Source organism: Methylomonas sp. 11b (assembly GCF_000515215.1).
Lineage (GTDB): Bacteria > Pseudomonadota > Gammaproteobacteria > Methylococcales > Methylomonadaceae > Methylomonas.
Genome location: NZ_KI911557.1, coordinates 3,680,566 through 3,696,075, shown reverse-complemented (window position 1 = coordinate 3,696,075; position 15,510 = coordinate 3,680,566). Strand labels below are relative to the sequence as shown.

Annotated in this window: 14 protein-coding genes; 11 read left to right on the top strand and 3 right to left on the bottom strand. The window is 51.9% G+C overall.

Annotated features, from left to right (window positions below; translation table 11 throughout):
* Positions 1–58: 58 nt before the first annotated feature.
* The 10 genes from moaA (at position 59) to METH11B_RS29530 (ending at position 9,537) form a co-directional block, all read left to right on the top strand.
* Entirely contained in the window at positions 59–1,063 is a 1,005-nt protein-coding gene (gene moaA, locus METH11B_RS0117770; RefSeq protein WP_036277766.1) for a GTP 3',8-cyclase MoaA, read from the top strand.
* 15 nt (positions 1,064–1,078) lie between these two features.
* Positions 1,079–1,438, top strand: a complete 360-nt coding sequence (locus tag METH11B_RS0117765) for a YajD family HNH nuclease (RefSeq protein WP_020483531.1) — start codon at positions 1,079–1,081, stop codon at positions 1,436–1,438.
* Positions 1,438–2,016: a DNA-3-methyladenine glycosylase I gene (locus tag METH11B_RS0117760; RefSeq protein ID WP_020483532.1), complete on the top strand. Its 579-nt coding sequence runs from the start codon at positions 1,438–1,440 to the stop codon at positions 2,014–2,016. Before METH11B_RS0117765 ends, METH11B_RS0117760 begins: the two co-directional genes overlap by 1 nt.
* Positions 2,013–2,492, top strand: a complete 480-nt coding sequence (locus METH11B_RS0117755; RefSeq protein WP_026603168.1) for a HugZ family pyridoxamine 5'-phosphate oxidase — start codon at positions 2,013–2,015, stop codon at positions 2,490–2,492. Before METH11B_RS0117760 ends, METH11B_RS0117755 begins: the two co-directional genes overlap by 4 nt.
* A gap of 51 nt (positions 2,493–2,543) precedes the next feature.
* Complete coding sequence (locus tag METH11B_RS0117750; protein ID WP_026603167.1) at positions 2,544–5,843, top strand: EAL domain-containing protein; 3,300 nt, start codon at positions 2,544–2,546, stop codon at positions 5,841–5,843.
* A 352-nt stretch (positions 5,844–6,195) separates the two neighbouring features.
* A complete protein-coding gene (locus tag METH11B_RS0117745) occupies positions 6,196–7,155 on the top strand; it encodes an ABC transporter substrate-binding protein (RefSeq protein ID WP_026603166.1) in 960 nt (319 codons plus the stop codon).
* Positions 7,155–7,916: an ABC transporter permease gene (locus tag METH11B_RS0117740; protein WP_026603165.1), complete on the top strand. Its 762-nt coding sequence runs from the start codon at positions 7,155–7,157 to the stop codon at positions 7,914–7,916. The genes METH11B_RS0117745 and METH11B_RS0117740 overlap by 1 nt, the downstream gene beginning before the upstream one ends.
* The gene (locus METH11B_RS0117735) at positions 7,913–8,656 is read left to right on the top strand and encodes an ABC transporter ATP-binding protein (protein ID WP_026603164.1); all 744 of its coding nucleotides are present in this window, start codon (positions 7,913–7,915) and stop codon (positions 8,654–8,656) included. Before METH11B_RS0117740 ends, METH11B_RS0117735 begins: the two co-directional genes overlap by 4 nt.
* A 1-nt stretch (position 8,657) precedes the next feature.
* The gene (locus METH11B_RS0117730) at positions 8,658–9,218 is read left to right on the top strand and encodes an IMPACT family protein (RefSeq protein ID WP_026603163.1); all 561 of its coding nucleotides are present in this window, start codon (positions 8,658–8,660) and stop codon (positions 9,216–9,218) included.
* A gap of 157 nt (positions 9,219–9,375) precedes the next feature.
* Positions 9,376–9,537, top strand: a complete 162-nt coding sequence (locus METH11B_RS29530; protein WP_020483539.1) for a hypothetical protein — start codon at positions 9,376–9,378, stop codon at positions 9,535–9,537.
* A gap of 84 nt (positions 9,538–9,621) precedes the next feature.
* Here the strand turns inward: METH11B_RS29530 and djlA are convergent, their stop codons facing one another.
* Positions 9,622–10,422, bottom strand: a complete 801-nt coding sequence (gene djlA / locus METH11B_RS0117720) for a co-chaperone DjlA (protein WP_026603162.1) — start codon at positions 10,420–10,422, stop codon at positions 9,622–9,624.
* A 69-nt stretch (positions 10,423–10,491) separates the two neighbouring features.
* Here djlA and METH11B_RS0117715 point away from each other — a divergent pair, with 69 nt between their 5' ends.
* The gene (locus METH11B_RS0117715; protein WP_026603161.1) at positions 10,492–11,388 is read left to right on the top strand and encodes a phosphoribosylaminoimidazolesuccinocarboxamide synthase; all 897 of its coding nucleotides are present in this window, start codon (positions 10,492–10,494) and stop codon (positions 11,386–11,388) included.
* Between the two features lie 59 nt (positions 11,389–11,447).
* On the opposite strand, the gene METH11B_RS0117710 is transcribed toward METH11B_RS0117715, so the two are convergent.
* Together METH11B_RS0117710 and METH11B_RS0117705 are read right to left on the bottom strand one after the other, a co-directional pair.
* Positions 11,448–12,689 (bottom strand): sialidase family protein, encoded by a 1,242-nt coding sequence (locus METH11B_RS0117710; protein WP_026603160.1) that lies wholly within the window; start codon positions 12,687–12,689, stop codon positions 11,448–11,450.
* Between the two features lie 139 nt (positions 12,690–12,828).
* Entirely contained in the window at positions 12,829–15,192 is a 2,364-nt protein-coding gene (locus tag METH11B_RS0117705) for a TonB-dependent receptor (protein ID WP_026603159.1), read from the bottom strand.
* Between the last annotated feature and the right edge of the window lie 318 nt (positions 15,193–15,510).

The following is a 15,510-nucleotide window of genomic DNA, read 5'->3' as shown; positions in this document are numbered from 1 at the left end:
ATAACACAGCGCGGCGCTGTGTTACTATTTTCTTCTTTTATTTTTCTGTTTGAATGTAATGGCGCCTAGCAAACCGTTGCAACTGATAGACCGCTTCGGCAGAGTGGTCAACTACCTGCGGGTATCGATTACCGACCGCTGCGATTTTCGCTGCGTGTACTGCATGGCTGAAGATATGACATTTCTGCCGCGTAGCCAGATTCTCAGCCTGGAAGAAATCCGTTTTATCTGTGAAACCTTCGTCGAGCTGGGCGTGGGCAAAATCAGGATTACCGGCGGCGAACCGCTGGTGCGCAAAGGCGCATTAGGCTTGCTGCAAGACCTGGGACGGGTGCCTGGCCTGAACGAACTGGTATTGACCAGCAACGGCTCACATCTGGCCGAAATGGCCGACGACTTACAAGCAGCCGGCGTCAAACGCGTCAACATTAGCCTGGATACCTTGGACCCGGCCAAATTTAAGGAGCTGACGCGTACCGGCGATTTAGCACAAGTGCTGAAAGGCATAGCCAAAGCCAGGGAAGCCGGCTTTCAGCGCATCAAACTCAACGCGGTCATTCTGAAAAACCGCAATCATCAAGAAGTCTGCGATCTGGTGCAATTTGCTGTCGAGCGTGGCATCGATATCAGCTTTATCGAAGAAATGCCGCTAGGCGCGGTGGACAACCATCATCGCGGCGACGCTTTTTATCCCAGCGAGTTGATTAGGCAGGATTTGCAACAGTGCTTTACGCTGGAAGCCGTGACCGACTCGACCGGCGGACCTTCGGCTTATTACCGGGTGGCAGGCAGTAACAGCAAAGTCGGTTTTATCTCGCCGCACAGCGCCAACTTCTGTAGTAGTTGCAACCGGGTGCGCCTGACCGCCGAAGGCCGCTTATTGCTTTGCTTAGGCAACGAACATTCGGTTGATCTGAAACAGGTGGTCAGAGATCATCCTGGCGACAAAGCTATGTTGAAACAAGCCATCGTCGAAGCCATGCAAATCAAACCCGAAAAACACGAATTCAATATTCACGAACAGCCGGTGATTTTGCGGCACATGAACGCCACCGGCGGCTAATATACGGAGGACCTTATGTCGGATAACAAAGCCTATCACATCGTCGCCGAAGCCCGACGCTACAAGGAAGAGCGGGAAAAAGGCTACCGCGAGCAAGCGTTAAAACTTTATCCCTGGATTTGCGGACGCTGCTCCAGAGAGTTCGATCATAAAAACCTGCGCGAACTGACCGTACATCACGTCAACCACGATCACGACCACAATCCGCCCGACGGCAGCAACTGGGAGTTGTTGTGCCTTTACTGCCACGACAACGAGCATCAACGCTACGAAGAGCACGTGCGTTACGGCGGCAAAGCCACATCGGACGGCAAGGCACCGGTAGCGACCTTCAACCCATTCGCCGATTTGAAAAACCTGATGAAGAAAGACTGATGCCCAGCAAATGCGTGTGGGCGCTGGGCAGCGCTAACGAAGAGCATTATCACGATCACGAATGGGGCGTGCCGCTACACGACGAGCGGATGTTGTTCGAGTTTCTAATATTGGAAGGCGCACAAGCCGGGCTCAGTTGGCGGACCATACTCGACAAGCGCGAGGCTTACCGCGCCGCTTTCGATCATTTTGATCCGGTTAAGGTCGCCGCTTATGACCACAAAAAACTGGCGTCGTTATTGCAAAACCCTGGCATCGTCAAAAATCGCCTGAAAATTGAATCCGCGGTAAACAATGCCCAGGCTTTTTTACGGGTACAGCAGGAGTTCGGCAGTTTTGACTCATACATATGGAGCTTCGTTGGCGGTGAGCCGCGGCAGAACCGTTGGCTGCAACATAGCCAGTTACCGGCTTACACGCCGGAATCGGAACGGATGAGCAAGAATCTGCAAAAGCGCGGCTTTAAGTTTGTCGGCAAAACCATCTGCTATGCTTATATGCAGGCGGTGGGCATGGTCAACGATCACACCGTCGATTGTTTCCGCCACTCGCAACTGACAGCTACCACAACACCATGAGCGCCGAACCGCTAGCCGCCGATTACCGGACTTTAATTGCCAACAGCCAAAGCCTGATAATCGCCAGCAGTTCCGAGCTAGGGACAGCCGAAGTCAGTTATGCGCCGTTTTTGGAATACCAAAATACTTATTACATCTATGTCAGCCAATTGGCCCGGCATACCGGCAATATGTTGCGCCAAAGCCAGGCATCCATCATGTTTATCGAACCCGAGGCCGAAGCGGTCAATCCGTTTGCCAGACGTCGCCTGGTGTTCGAATGTGCTGTTGGTGAAATTGACAAACTCCAGGCGGCATATGCCCAGTTGTTAGATATGCTGCAAGACCGGTTCGGCGAAACAGTTACCGTTTTGCGCTCACTCGCGGATTTTCATTTACTGGCGCTAACCCCTTTGCGTGGCCAATATGTCGCCGGTTTTGGCAAAGCATTTACCATCGATGTCGAGAATGGCATTCTGTTACCCGCAAATCATTAAAGCCGCTGCTTCGCCCAGCGTCGGCGAAAACCAGAGTCCGCCTGTTTAATCATGCCGACAGCTCTTAGACTTTTTCTAATCAACAGCGCCTTGGCCCTTGCCTATTTTATCGGCGGCTATTTAGGGCATTTGCTGGCGATGCAGCCCAGCCATGCCAGCCCAATCTGGCCGTCAGCGGGTATCGCTCTGGCCGCGTTGCTTGGTTACGGCCCCAGAATATTGCCGGGCCTGATCATCGGCACCTTGGGCACGCAAATTTACGCTTTTGCGGACCTGGCCACCCCAGAGGATTGGTTTACCCCGATTTGGGTAGGCTCCGCCGCCAGCGTCGGCGCCATCGCCCAGCCTTTGCTCGGTGCGGCCCTGATCAACCGCTGGATAGGCAAACACAATCCGTTGATGGAAGATCGGCATGTCGTCTGGTTTTTCTTATTGGCAATTGCAAGTAGCTTAATATCGGCTAGCGTCGGCACTAGTTTTCTGTACATTTTCGACACCATCGATGCTGAAGAATTCGGCCTGAACTGGTGTACTTGGTGGATAGGCGATGCGATAGGCACGGTGATCTTCGCGCCCTTGCTGCTGTTGTTCATCGGTACACCGCGCCATATCTGGCGGCAGCGGCAAAAATTCGTGGCCTATCCTTTATCGATTTCGCTGTTGTTGGTGGTCATCGCCTTTGTCTACAGCCGCAATCTGGAAAATCAACGCATTAATGGGCTGTTCGAAAATCAGATTAATCTGACCCATACCAACCTCCAGGAACATTTCGGCGACGACATTCTGAATAATCAGTTGCTGAAAGCCTTGTTCGACAGCTCGGAATCGGTCAATCCCAACGAGTTCAGGCTATTTGCCCATACCATCTTCACCAAACATCCCGAGTTGGAGGCATTGGAATGGATACCCAGAGTCAATGCCGAAGACCGTGGCGCATTCGAACAACAGACGGAAACCACCATCCGCGAACTCGACCGCAATCATCAATTGATACCGGCCGGTAAGCGAAACATTTATTTACCCATTGCTTACTCCTTCGGCAATCAGCACAACATAGGTTTCGATGTTGCCAGCAACCAACAGCTATTAGCGGCTATCCACAAAGCGATTAATTCCGGCGAAACGGTGGTGACGGCCGGCATCGTCTGCGATGATAATCAACCCTGCTTCGCCATTTATTCGCCGGTTTATCTTAAAGGAAAATCACTTAACACCAGCGCCCAACGCCAGCAGTTTTTTCTGGGCTTGGTCGCCAACGTTTTTAAGTTAAGCAGCGAAATTCAGGAATTGTCCACACGCCTGCAAAGCATAAGTTTGTCCGTAGCCATCTATGATCAAGACCTGCTGTTATATCGCAGCACTCCGGAAGGCGCTGAATCGAAAAAATATTACTTTCCGCCAACCAGACGGCAATCGCTGGCGGTTGCCGACCGGAGCTGGACGCTTGAATATAAACCACTGCCGGAGTTTTATGCGCAACAACATTCCTGGACGGTTTGGTGGCTGCTTTCCGGGAGCTTTTTGCTCTGCGGCCTGACCAGCTTCGGTTTAATGCTGATGAGCGGACGCACCGCCCGCATCGAAGATCTGGTGGCTTTGAAAACCCGCGACTTGTTGCGCAGCAACCAGGCCCTGAATACCGAGATCGAACGCCGCAAACAGCAGGAAAACGAGCTCCGCATTGCCGCGACCACGTTCCAGTCGCACGAGGCCATTATCGTCACCGATGCCGATGGGGCGATCTTGCGCGTCAATAACGCCTTTAACAAAATCACCGGCTACAGCGCAGAGGAAGTGATTGGCCGCCAGCCGGATTTTCTGTCGTCGGCTCATCAAGCACCCGGATTTATTCAAGCCTTGATCCAGGCCTTGGACAGGGATAACCAATGGCAGGGCGAAATTTTGAATCGGCGCAAAAACGGCGACGTATTTCCGGAATGGCTCACCGTTACCGGCGTCCGGGACGAGCAGGGCCGCCTGCTTAATTATGTAGCGATTTTTTCCGACATCAGCGAGCAAAAAGCCGCCGAGCGGGAAATCCATGAACTGGCATTTTACGACCCGCTGACCGGCTTGCCGAACCGGCGTTTGCTGCTGGATAGGTTGAAACAGGAAATCGCCGCCGCCAAACGCCAAAGCTATTACGGTTCGCTGTTTTTTCTGGATTTGGATCATTTCAAAACCCTTAACGATTCGCGCGGACATCAAGTCGGCGACGAATTGCTGATCCAGGTGGCCCAACGTCTTAAATCGATTATCCGCGACGAAGACACCGCGTGTCGGTTGGGCGGCGACGAATTTATCGTGATGGTGCCGGGCCGCTATGCGCAACTGTCGCAAGCGACCAGTCATGCGGCGATGCTGGCGGAAAAAATTCTGCACACCATCAATCAACCTTTCACGGTACAGGGCAGCGAACATCACTTTTCCACGAGCATAGGCGTTACCTTGTTTCCAGAGGTAGCCGAGCAGCCGGAAGAGGTCATTCAACAAGCGGACACCGCAATGTACCGGGCCAAGGAAAGCGGCCGTAACGGCATCAGTTTTTATCGGCCATCGATGCAGGAAACCGCCGACCGCCGTCTGACTTTGGAAAAAGAGATTCGTCAGGCGCTGAAACAAAAGCAGTTTTTACTGCACTATCAAGCGCAGGTCGATCATCAAGGCAAGGTAGTCAGTGCCGAAGCACTGATCCGCTGGCAACATCCGGAAAAAGGCATGGTCTCGCCGGCGGAGTTTATCCCGATTGCCGAAGATACCCAGTTGATTCTGCCGATAGGCGAATGGGTAATGCGCGAGGCCTGCCGGCAAATTAAAGTGTGGGACGAACAGAATCTAGCCATTCATCATGTGGCGGTTAACGTCAGTTCCCGGCAATTCCGTCAAGCCGATTTCGTCGATCAAGTTAAACGCATTTTGATAGACGCCGAACTGCCGGCTGAGCGTCTGGTCATCGAACTGACCGAAGGCTGCGTCATCAGTGACATAGACGACACCGTGGAAAAAATGCGCGACTTGCAAACCCTAGGCGTGAAAACCTCAATCGACGATTTCGGTATCGGCTATTCATCGCTGTCTTACCTGAAAAAACTGCCCATCAGCCAATTGAAGATCGATCAGAGTTTCGTCCGGGACATCGCCAGCGACCCCAACGACGCGGTGATTGTGGAGACCATTATCAATATGGCTAAAAACTTAGGTCTACATGTGATTGCAGAAGGCGTGGAAACCCAGGAACAAATGATCTTTTTACGCAATAAAGGCTGTCTATCCTACCAAGGCTATTACACCGGCCGGCCGGTGGCCGCCGCCAGATTTGAGCGGGAAGACAGATTACTTCCCACCGGGTGATAGGCGAATAAGCACCGGGAAGTGTCTGCACCACAGCCGTTAATTTTCCTGAATGCTATACCTATAGCTATCAGCATTCCTTGCCGAAAGGACGATTTTGCGGCTGCAAGGCACACGGCTAAAGCTTGTTTAAGCTAGCCCTTGAATTCCTCGCTGACCAGCAATTCCGGAACCCAAGCTTACGCGCGAGGTCTAGCTGGCTCGGGCTTTTGGGAATATCGGTCGAAGGGCTTGCCGTTAAACCCTAGACAACACATCGCCGCCAAGCAAATCCGACAAACATTCTCGTATTCGCGGCGGCTGCGTTAAAATCGTCGCGTTAACCATCCGACTAGGGACTTTGCAGATGAATATGAAAATTTGCCTGTTTGCCATTGCCGCTTTATTGCCGCAGTTTGCCAGCGCCAACGAGAAACCCACTATCCGCATAGGCGCCATGGCCGCCGGTACCTTAAATTGGGAACTGGCGGCGATGCGTAACCAAGGCCTACTGGACAAAGCGGAATTCAGTGTGGAGAACATTGCGGTTGCCAATCAACAAGCGGGTAAGGTTGCTCTGCAAGCCGGCTCGGTCGATGTAATCGTCTCCGATTGGATCTGGACTTCCAGCATGCGCAGCACAGGTACAAATTTGAGCTTTTACCCGTTTTCCGACACGTCCGGCGTGCTGCTGGTGCCGGCTGATAGCTCCATCAAGTCGCTGGCCGATCTAAAAGGCAAAAAACTGGGTATAGCCGGCGGCGAGCTGGATAAAAACTGGCTGTTGTTGCAAGCCCTGGGGCAACAGCAACAACTGGATCTAAACGCCGGCGTCGAAAAGATCTACGGCGCGCCTCCATTACTGAACCAGCAACTGCTAGAAAAACGCGTCGATGCCATACTGACCTTCTGGCAATTTGCCGCGCATCTGGAAGCGCAAGGCTACCAGGCGTTATTGACCGGCGAAGACATCATCCGCCAACTCGGCATCAGCGAAACCGTACCCAGCATCGGCTACGTATTCAAACAGGACTGGGCCGATCAACATAAAGTGGCTTTTAAACAATTCTTGAGTCTGAGTAAACAAGCCCACGACACCCTGTGCAGCTCCGATACGGAATGGCAGAAAATCGTGCCGCTTACCGACGCAACCAGTCCGAAAGAACAACAAAAACTCAGAGAGCGCTATTGCCAGGGCCGGGTAGAACAATGGGGCGCCACTCAACAAAGCGCTGCCGCTAAAATCTACGCCATGCTGCACCAACTCAGTAACAACAAGCTGACCGGCCAATCGGCTCAACTACAAGCGGGGACATTCTGGTCGGCGGATTGATGTTGACGGGCACTTTTAAATTTAATCACACCGCCCTTACGCTGCTGTCGCTGTTAATGCTGCTAGGCATCTGGCAGCTAGCGGCTGGCTTGGCAAACAGCCCCACATTACCCTATCCAGCCCGAGTCGCATTGGTGTTCTGGCAGGCCACTCAATCCGGGGAACTGCCTTACCATTTAGGCGTGACGTTGCTGCGCTTGGTGGTCAGTTTCTCGATTGCGATGGTATTAGGCTGCGCGATAGGGGTGACGCTGGGTAACAATAAAACCCTGGATGCGTTTTTCGATCACTGGCTGGTGATTTTTCTGAATATCCCGGCGCTGGTCACCATTATTCTCTGCTATGTCTGGTTTGGACTGGCGGAATCGGCGGCGATTCTGGCAGTGGTGATCAATAAGTTGCCGAATGTGATTGTCACCATTCGCGAAGGCACGCGAGCGCTGGATAAGGATTTGCTGGAAATGGCGGAAAGCTACCGGTTCGACCGCAAAAAAACCTTCCGCCATGTGATCTGGCCGCAGTTGCACCCGTTCGTGATGGCCGCCACTCGCTCCGGTCTGGCGCTGATCTGGAAAATCATTTTGGTGGTGGAACTGCTCGGCCGCAGCAATGGTATGGGCTATCAGCTGCATCTGTTCTTTCAATTATTCGATGTCGCCAGCCTGCTGGCTTATACGTTTGCCTTCGTCGCGGTGATCCAACTAATCGAATGGCTGCTGCTCCGCCCCTTGGACCGCAAAGCCTTACGGTGGCGGCGATGAACGATATTACCATCAGCATCCAGGATAAGACTTATCGCTCCCGGCATGTCGACGACCGCCAACACCAGGCGATTGCCGACTTACAACTCGGCGTGGGGCGTAACGAATTCGTCTGCCTGCTCGGCCCGTCCGGCTGCGGCAAAACCACATTGCTGAATATGATCGCCGGGCTGGATAGTCATTATCAGGGCCAAATCCGCATTGGTAGCCAAGCCGCATCCGCCAAGATCGGTTATGTGTTTCAGAATCCCAGATTGTTGCCCTGGTATACGGTCCGCCAAAATATCGAAGTCGTATTTGCGCAAACGCCGCCAGCCACTTTGATCGATGCCTTATTGGCGGACATGCAACTAAGCGATGTGCAGCAGGTGTATCCGGAACGCCTGTCGCTAGGCATGCAACGGCGGGTGGCGATCATCCGCGCCTTTGCCATCAACCCCGACATTTTGCTGATGGACGAACCCTTCGTCTCGCTGGATGCGCCCAGCGCCCGGCAGGTACGCAATTTATTGTATAAATTGTGGCAACAGCGGCCGCATACGGTATTATTCGTCAGTCACGATCTACGCGAAGCGATTGCGTTGGCAGACCGCTTGATTTTCCTGTCGCCGCCGCCGATGCGGATTGTCAGCGATATTCCGGTAAACATTCCCCGCGAACTGCGTAACGACGAGACGGAAATAGAAGCGTTTCGCGAGCATTTGCTGAACCAGCATCCGGCGATTAACGGGCTGTTGTAAGGTGCGTGTCGTCGTCAAGACTTGTGAAGTGGAGGAAATCATCAAGAAATCCCGCTTCCTCGGCATCATCCGCCCTTGCCAGACCGAACGCGAAGCCTTGCTGTTACTGCGAGACTTGCATCAAAGCTATGCGGATGCCAGTCATATCGTTTACGCCTACCGCATCCAGTCGCCGGACGGTCTGATCTGTCGCTTTCACGATGCCGGCGAACCCAGCGGCACCGCCGGCAAGCCGATCTTTCAGCACCTGGAAGGCAAGCAGTTAATCAATCTAGTCGTGGCGGTGATTCGTTATTTCGGCGGAGTGAAACTGGGTGCGGGCGGTTTGACCCGCGCTTACGGCAATGTCGCCAAGCAAGTCATAGAGGCCGCCGACATTGTCGAATACATTGAATTTGTCGAGCTGACATTAAATCTCGATTACCACCGGCTACAAGCGCTGGAATACCAGTTAAAAAAACTGGACGGCAGCATTATCGGCCAGGATTTTTCCGATTCGGTAAGGCTCTCCGTCAAACTACCCAAGAGCAATCTGCCCGCGCTTCGCGCATTCCTGGATTAAAAACAGCTTATAACAAGCCTAGATGACAGCTTTATTTCACTTTTGTTTCTCAAAAGGAAACAAATAATCCACTATTGCCGGTATTGTAAATAAAAAAATAAAGCTTATAGTGAAGTCGTCTTCATTGGTATCGACTGTATTCAGTCTAGGAGCAAAAATGAACAAATCGAACAATCTGTATAAAGACGTACTCACCGGCCTGTTTTTCACCACCGGCGTGTTTGGCTTCATGTCTGGCGAGTTCATCATCTCCACCATGCTATTTGGCGCTGCAACCATCGCCAGCAATCTGGATTTCAGCGACTCGTTTCGCGCTTAAGTTTTGTTGTACCTCCCTCGTTGTTAAGCAGTTAATCTGTTTATTTCAAGCCCGTCAGCCGCCTCTGTGGCTGGCGGGCTCTTTTTAAAACCCTCTTGCTTCACGTATCGTTTCGTAGGCTTTCCTGATTTGCTGAGTCTTTTGCTTGGCCATCTGCATCATTTCCTCGGGTAAACCTTTAGCCACCAACTTGTCCGGATGGTGCTGACTCATCAGGCGCCGATAGGCTTTTTTCACATCGGCATCCTCGGCTGTCGGGGGTATGCCCAACACGGCATAAGCATCCTCCAATTTTGACAGGCCGGACTTAGCCTGGAACTGTTCGCCGGACTGCTGAAAACGATGCTGCGCCTGTACTTGCCCTTTAATAATTTGATATTCGAAACGCGATACACCCAGTTGCGCGCAAATATCCAGCAACAGCTTTTCTTCCTTGGCATCGTAGACGCCGTCGGCAAAAGCCGCCTGAATCTGGATTTCCACGAACATTCGTACCAAATGGGTACGGCGATGACATTCCACGCGAAATTGCCGCAACACTTCCGCCAACGGAAAATCGACCTGCTTGCCTTGCTGAAACAGTTGCACGGCGGCTTCGCGCAGCTCGGGGTTGAGTTCCATGTTGTCCATTACCCGTTTCGCCAACCCGATTTCCTCGTTGGAAACCCGGCCATCTGCCTTGGCGACATGCCCCATCACCGCGAAGGTGGCGGTGAAAAAGGCCATTTGCACGCGCTGCTGGTCGCCAGGATTATATGACTCGCCGGCCATCCCTTCCAGCCCTGCATCGAACTGATGCCCCACCGACGCACCGAAAATCGCCCCCAGCGGTCCGCCCAGCATAAATCCAAACGCCCCACCCACCAACTTGCCCAGCCAACTCATGCGTTTCCTATCCTCAACAGGTTTAATGATAAAATTGCGGCCACTTTTCACTGACTCCACAAACGTATTATGAATGCCCCCGCCGCACTTTACGAATCCTCTCTGCCGCATTTGAAATTGCTCGGCCGCGGCAAAGTCCGCGACATGTACGAAATCGATGACAAACATCTATTGATCGTCACCTCCGACCGGATGTCTGCGTTCGATGTGATCATGCCCGACCCGATCCCCGGTAAAGGCCGCGTATTGACCCGGGTGAGTAATTTTTGGTTTGAAAAAATGCGCGATATTATTCCCAATCATTTAAGCAACGATTTGACGCTGGAAGATGTAATTCCCGATGCCGATCTAAGAGCACAAGTGGAAGGCCGGGCCATCATCGTCAAACGCCTGAAACCGCTGCCGGTGGAAGCCATCGTGCGCGGCTATCTGATTGGCTCGGGTTGGAAGGATTATCAACGCTGCGGAGCAGTGTGCGGCATCGAACTGCCGGCCGGCTTGCAACAAGCGCAACAACTGCCGCAGCCGATTTACACACCGTCCAGCAAAGCCGAAATGGGCACGCATGACGAAAACATCAGCTTCGCCGATACGGTGGCGTTAATGGGCGAGGAACTGGCCGGCAAAGTGCGCGACGCCAGCTTGCAGCTCTACACGACAGCGGCTGATTACGCTCGCGAACGCGGCATCATCATCGCCGATACTAAATTCGAATTTGGCCTGGACGGAGACGGCACACTGTATTTAATCGACGAAGCGTTGACCCCCGATTCATCACGCTTCTGGCCGGTCGAACAATATCAAGTCGGCATCAGCCCACCCAGCTTCGATAAGCAGTATCTGCGCGATTACCTGGAAACATTGGATTGGAACAAAACCGCCCCCGGCCCGAAATTGCCGGAAGAAGTTAGCAGAAAATGCGCTGAAAAATATCGGGAAGCGGAATTGAAACTGGTTGGAAATTGAACTGATCAATCAGGCCGCCATCCCGCGGTAATAGCGGGATGGCCTTAGATCAATAAAACCTAAATCGGCTGGAATTGATAGCCCTGCGCAGTTTGCCAGGACAAATAGACATTATCGCCATCGCTCAACAGAAAAGCGTCGTCCGCGCTTTCCGCCGATTTACCGACGACTTCGGGTTTCGACCAACTCAGTCCGCCATCATTAGACTTAATCAACTGCAACAGATTATGGCTGCCGTCGAATTCCGACCAAACCACTGCTACTTGTTCGCCCTTGGCAAACACGTTGGGATGTTTGGCACCTTGATTGCCAAAACGGTAGGCTGGCGAATAACTTAGACCGCCATCCTTGGAGTGGCCGTAAAACAAGCCTTGTTTATCAGCGGCTCCGCTGAACCATACCGAATGGTAAACGCCATTGTCGGCAATTGACAGGGCCGGACCATGATGCGGACAGGCGTCGATTTTCCAGTTTTCTTGGCTGACGCGCTGCACAGCTCCCGGCGTGTGCCAATCATTAAATTTAACCAATGCATGGTCGCGGATATTGCCGTCATAAACATGCCGCCACAGCACCACCGGCAAATTGTCGGCATCTATTTCCACGCCCAAGCGGCAGCATTCGCAACTATGCGGCGCGACAACCTTGTTGGGGTAAAAACTTTTGCCGCCATTATCCGACCAAGCGTAATACACAGCAGTACCGGCAAACTCTTGCTTAGCGGCCTTGGCTTTTTCTTTATCGCGCGCATCCAGCCAGGCGACGAAAATCTCGCCATTCTTCCCCACCGCCAACGCATCGAAACGGTGACCGATCACATCCGGATTGTCGTTGACCGTCACCGGCTTGGAAAAACTTTTCCCGCCATCCGTCGAACGACTGAAACGAATATGGCCGGTATGGCGTTTTTCCAGGTTCTGGGTCCAGGTCAGATAGATATTACCTTGCGCATCGAGTTTGATTTTTGGCCGGTATTCGCCGCGCGCGGCAATAGCTTCCGGCTCCGCGTTTACCGCAACCGGTGCGGAAAAGCTCGCACCTTTATCGGTAGACGATTGCACATAGATATGATCGCGAACTACCCAAGCCAACCACAGCACACCGCTATTGTCGAAAGTCGCGGTGACCGTCTCGGAACATCCGATGGCCGGACTGGTTTGCAGATCAGCGCATAGCGCTTTTTTGTCGGCATGCTGTTCGTGCTTAGCCGACTCAGCGCCTTGCTGGATTGTAACCGGCTCGTTGGCACATGCGGTCAAAATCAACGAGGTAATCATTGCCAAAGGAAGTTGAAATTTCATCATCGTCTTTTAGTAGGCATCCGGAAAGTTACGAACATTTTTACCCGTTTGACAGGATACAATTAAACTGTGTCATTTAACGCAGAGCAAGGATATGACGCACTCTGTCCTATCCTTGCTGGATACATTCAATACCCGGTTAATAGTTAAATTTCAATTCCGCGATATAGGTGCGCTGCGGAAACACGTGGAACAGCCAATATTTTTCGTTGGTGATATTGTCGATACCTGCTGAAAGCGTCAGTTGCTTGGTCAGTTGATATTTGGCACGGGTATCCACAACGAAAAACGCACTGCCGGTACCGGTGTAGGTATCCGGATTGACGTCGCTGTTATCGATTTGTCCATATTGCTGACTGCTATAGCGTCCGCTGATAGAGGACGTAAAATCCTTAGTCACATGGTATGTGGCGGTGGCACTGGCCCGCCACTCCGGCACTCTAGGCTGATACTTGCCAACCGAAGCCGGCAACGCCGCATTTTTATCGATACGCGAGTTCGCCCACGTCACATTACCCGCCAAATCCAGACCATCGATAACGACATTACTGTGTTCACCGGAAAACTCCCAACCATAGGTGCTAATTTGATCGATGTTCTGCGCATAGGACAGGGTCGAGTTTGCGGTGGGACTGAAAGTGGTCTGACTATAGATGGCATCGTAGACTTTCTCGTGAAACAAGCTCAAGCGCAACGAACCTTCGCTCAAGAAATATTGCGCGGAAAGCTCGGAGGACAATGCTTCTTCAGGCTTTAAAGTTGGATTGGGATTGACGATATTAGATGTCCCACTTACGGTGATATTGGTACCCTGAAACAGTTCGGTCACCGTCGGAAAACGGTAAGCCTGTGCAATAGAACTCGTAAATTTCCAGCTATCTGTTGGCTTCCAGGCCAGCGATGCTTTTGGCGAAAACCGTAAATCACTGCGGTTGGATTGGTTGATCGTTCTGCCATTGGTGCCAGTATTGGTACCATCGAAGGCATTCCAGTTTTCTAATCGCCCGCCCAATGTCAGTGTCCAATCCGGATCAAATGTCCATGCTTCTTGAAGCCAGACAGCATTGGTTTCGGTCTTACCTTGCGAATTGGTATTTAAGCGACCTGGTGCACCGTAGATCCAATTGGAGGTTACATATTGTTGGTTGTTTAATTCGTAAAGATCATGATGAAATCCAAAGCTGACATGGTGCGGTCCCCATGCGGAATCCGGACGCCATATACCTTTGGCATCCACGGTATGCCAACCAGTGTCGTTTAAGCTGGTAAGGGTTCCCGCGCCGCCTGCTGTGGCGAGATTGGGCGCAACAGTGGGAGCGCGTTGCTCATCCTGACCGTAATTGATCACGCTGCCGGTCAATTCCCAATCGAAAATACCGCCGGTGTTCGACTTGAGCGCCATGCCGTGGGACCAATGCATCTGCTGGTAATCGTTCTCGGCAAACGTCGAACCCAGACTGTAGTTTCGTCCGTTCATATTGATTATGCCGCTATTTACCGGCCTTCCGGTACTGGCATTGCGCAAGTAGCTATTAAAGCCACCGCTTTCGTCGTTTTGCCACAAACCCAATGTGTACGAGGCTTTTAGGGTTGGCGTGATGTCGTAAGCCAACTTCCATTTAAAATTATCCTGCACCGTATGTCTGATATTACCTTCACCGATGGCAAATATCCGTTGCGTGCCCGTTCTATCGACATCGCCGACGGCACCAGTTACCGGTACGCCACCCGTGCCGGAACTAGTGGGAAGATAGGTATAGCTAATAGGCTGACTATGCGCATCCAAATGACTGACATCAAAGCGCCAAGAAAAATCGCCGTGTCGGCTACCTAGATTTGCCGTGTATTGTTGCGAATCATAGACGTCTGTATGGCCGTAAACATCGTATTCCTGCCAAGTCGACTGCACGCCGCCACCGGCCTCAAATTTCTCGGGCATCCGCGTCGTAATATCAATAACACCACCGATCGAGTTACCGCCGTAGGCTGCGGAAAACGGTCCGTACATCACATCAACCCGCTCGATTTCCGACGGCGATACCATATTCCAGCGCGGCGAACCGGTCATACCGTTGTTATTGCCCAGTAGCGACGATAGCAAAATGCCGTCGGCATAAATCAAGCTGCGCGCACTGGAACCGGTCCCGGAAGTGCGCATCGACACCGGCATTTCCTTGTCGCCGATATAACGTTTGCGCACCAGAATATTAGGTAGATACTTGATCGCATCCTCGGTGTTCATCACGTTGATGGTATCTTCCATCTTCTCGCGGGTAACGCTTTCGGTCACAGCAGGCAATTTATATTTTTCTGTGGCTGTTTGCGTAGCGGCTTTTTCGCTTTCGGCAGTCACAGTCATTTCCGGCAATACAGCGGTTTGATTGCTACCGGTTTTGTTGTCCGGCTTGCCATCTTCAGTCGCCGAGACTCCCGGTAACACAGTGAGCAGCATCGCTCCCAATAAACAGGGCTTGGCGCTAAGTTTGAATTTTGCGTGTTTCATAGGTTAAAAATTGCGAAGGTATGCGATTTGTTATTTCTAAGGACTGATTGTCGGCAAAAGCGCTATTTAAAACACCAAGGGTTTTGGGTGATCTCACACACTTTAAAACAACCGTTTGTAGAGATAAGCAATTTTCAACCCTTAATAAATTATTGCTTTTTTATCAATCAATTAATAAAAAACATCATCAAATACGCTACGCAAATAACCCATTTATGCGGCAAATGCCTCATGTGAAATAAGCCATATAACACAGTTTATTTTATTCACTCCCGCCATACCCTCTGTTTTGGCGCTTAACCTTAAAACCTCAGCAAC

What these genes read in the sequence shown, in the direction of transcription:
- moaA (WP_036277766.1), top strand. Translation starts at nt 59, where the DNA reads ATGGCGCCTAGCAAACCGTTGCAACTGATAGACCGCTTCGGCAGAGTG.
- METH11B_RS0117765 (WP_020483531.1), top strand. Translation starts at nt 1,079, where the DNA reads ATGTCGGATAACAAAGCCTATCACATCGTCGCCGAAGCCCGACGCTAC.
- METH11B_RS0117760 (WP_020483532.1), top strand. Translation starts at nt 1,438, where the DNA reads ATGCCCAGCAAATGCGTGTGGGCGCTGGGCAGCGCTAACGAAGAGCAT.
- METH11B_RS0117755 (WP_026603168.1), top strand. Translation starts at nt 2,013, where the DNA reads ATGAGCGCCGAACCGCTAGCCGCCGATTACCGGACTTTAATTGCCAAC.
- METH11B_RS0117750 (WP_026603167.1), top strand. Translation starts at nt 2,544, where the DNA reads ATGCCGACAGCTCTTAGACTTTTTCTAATCAACAGCGCCTTGGCCCTT.
- METH11B_RS0117745 (WP_026603166.1), top strand. Translation starts at nt 6,196, where the DNA reads ATGAAAATTTGCCTGTTTGCCATTGCCGCTTTATTGCCGCAGTTTGCC.
- METH11B_RS0117740 (WP_026603165.1), top strand. Translation starts at nt 7,155, where the DNA reads ATGTTGACGGGCACTTTTAAATTTAATCACACCGCCCTTACGCTGCTG.
- METH11B_RS0117735 (WP_026603164.1), top strand. Translation starts at nt 7,913, where the DNA reads ATGAACGATATTACCATCAGCATCCAGGATAAGACTTATCGCTCCCGG.
- METH11B_RS29530 (WP_020483539.1), top strand. Translation starts at nt 9,376, where the DNA reads ATGAACAAATCGAACAATCTGTATAAAGACGTACTCACCGGCCTGTTT.
- djlA (WP_026603162.1), bottom strand. Translation starts at nt 10,422, where the DNA reads ATGAGTTGGCTGGGCAAGTTGGTGGGTGGGGCGTTTGGATTTATGCTG.
- METH11B_RS0117715 (WP_026603161.1), top strand. Translation starts at nt 10,492, where the DNA reads ATGAATGCCCCCGCCGCACTTTACGAATCCTCTCTGCCGCATTTGAAA.
- METH11B_RS0117710 (WP_026603160.1), bottom strand. Translation starts at nt 12,689, where the DNA reads ATGAAATTTCAACTTCCTTTGGCAATGATTACCTCGTTGATTTTGACC.
- METH11B_RS0117705 (WP_026603159.1), bottom strand. Translation starts at nt 15,192, where the DNA reads ATGAAACACGCAAAATTCAAACTTAGCGCCAAGCCCTGTTTATTGGGA.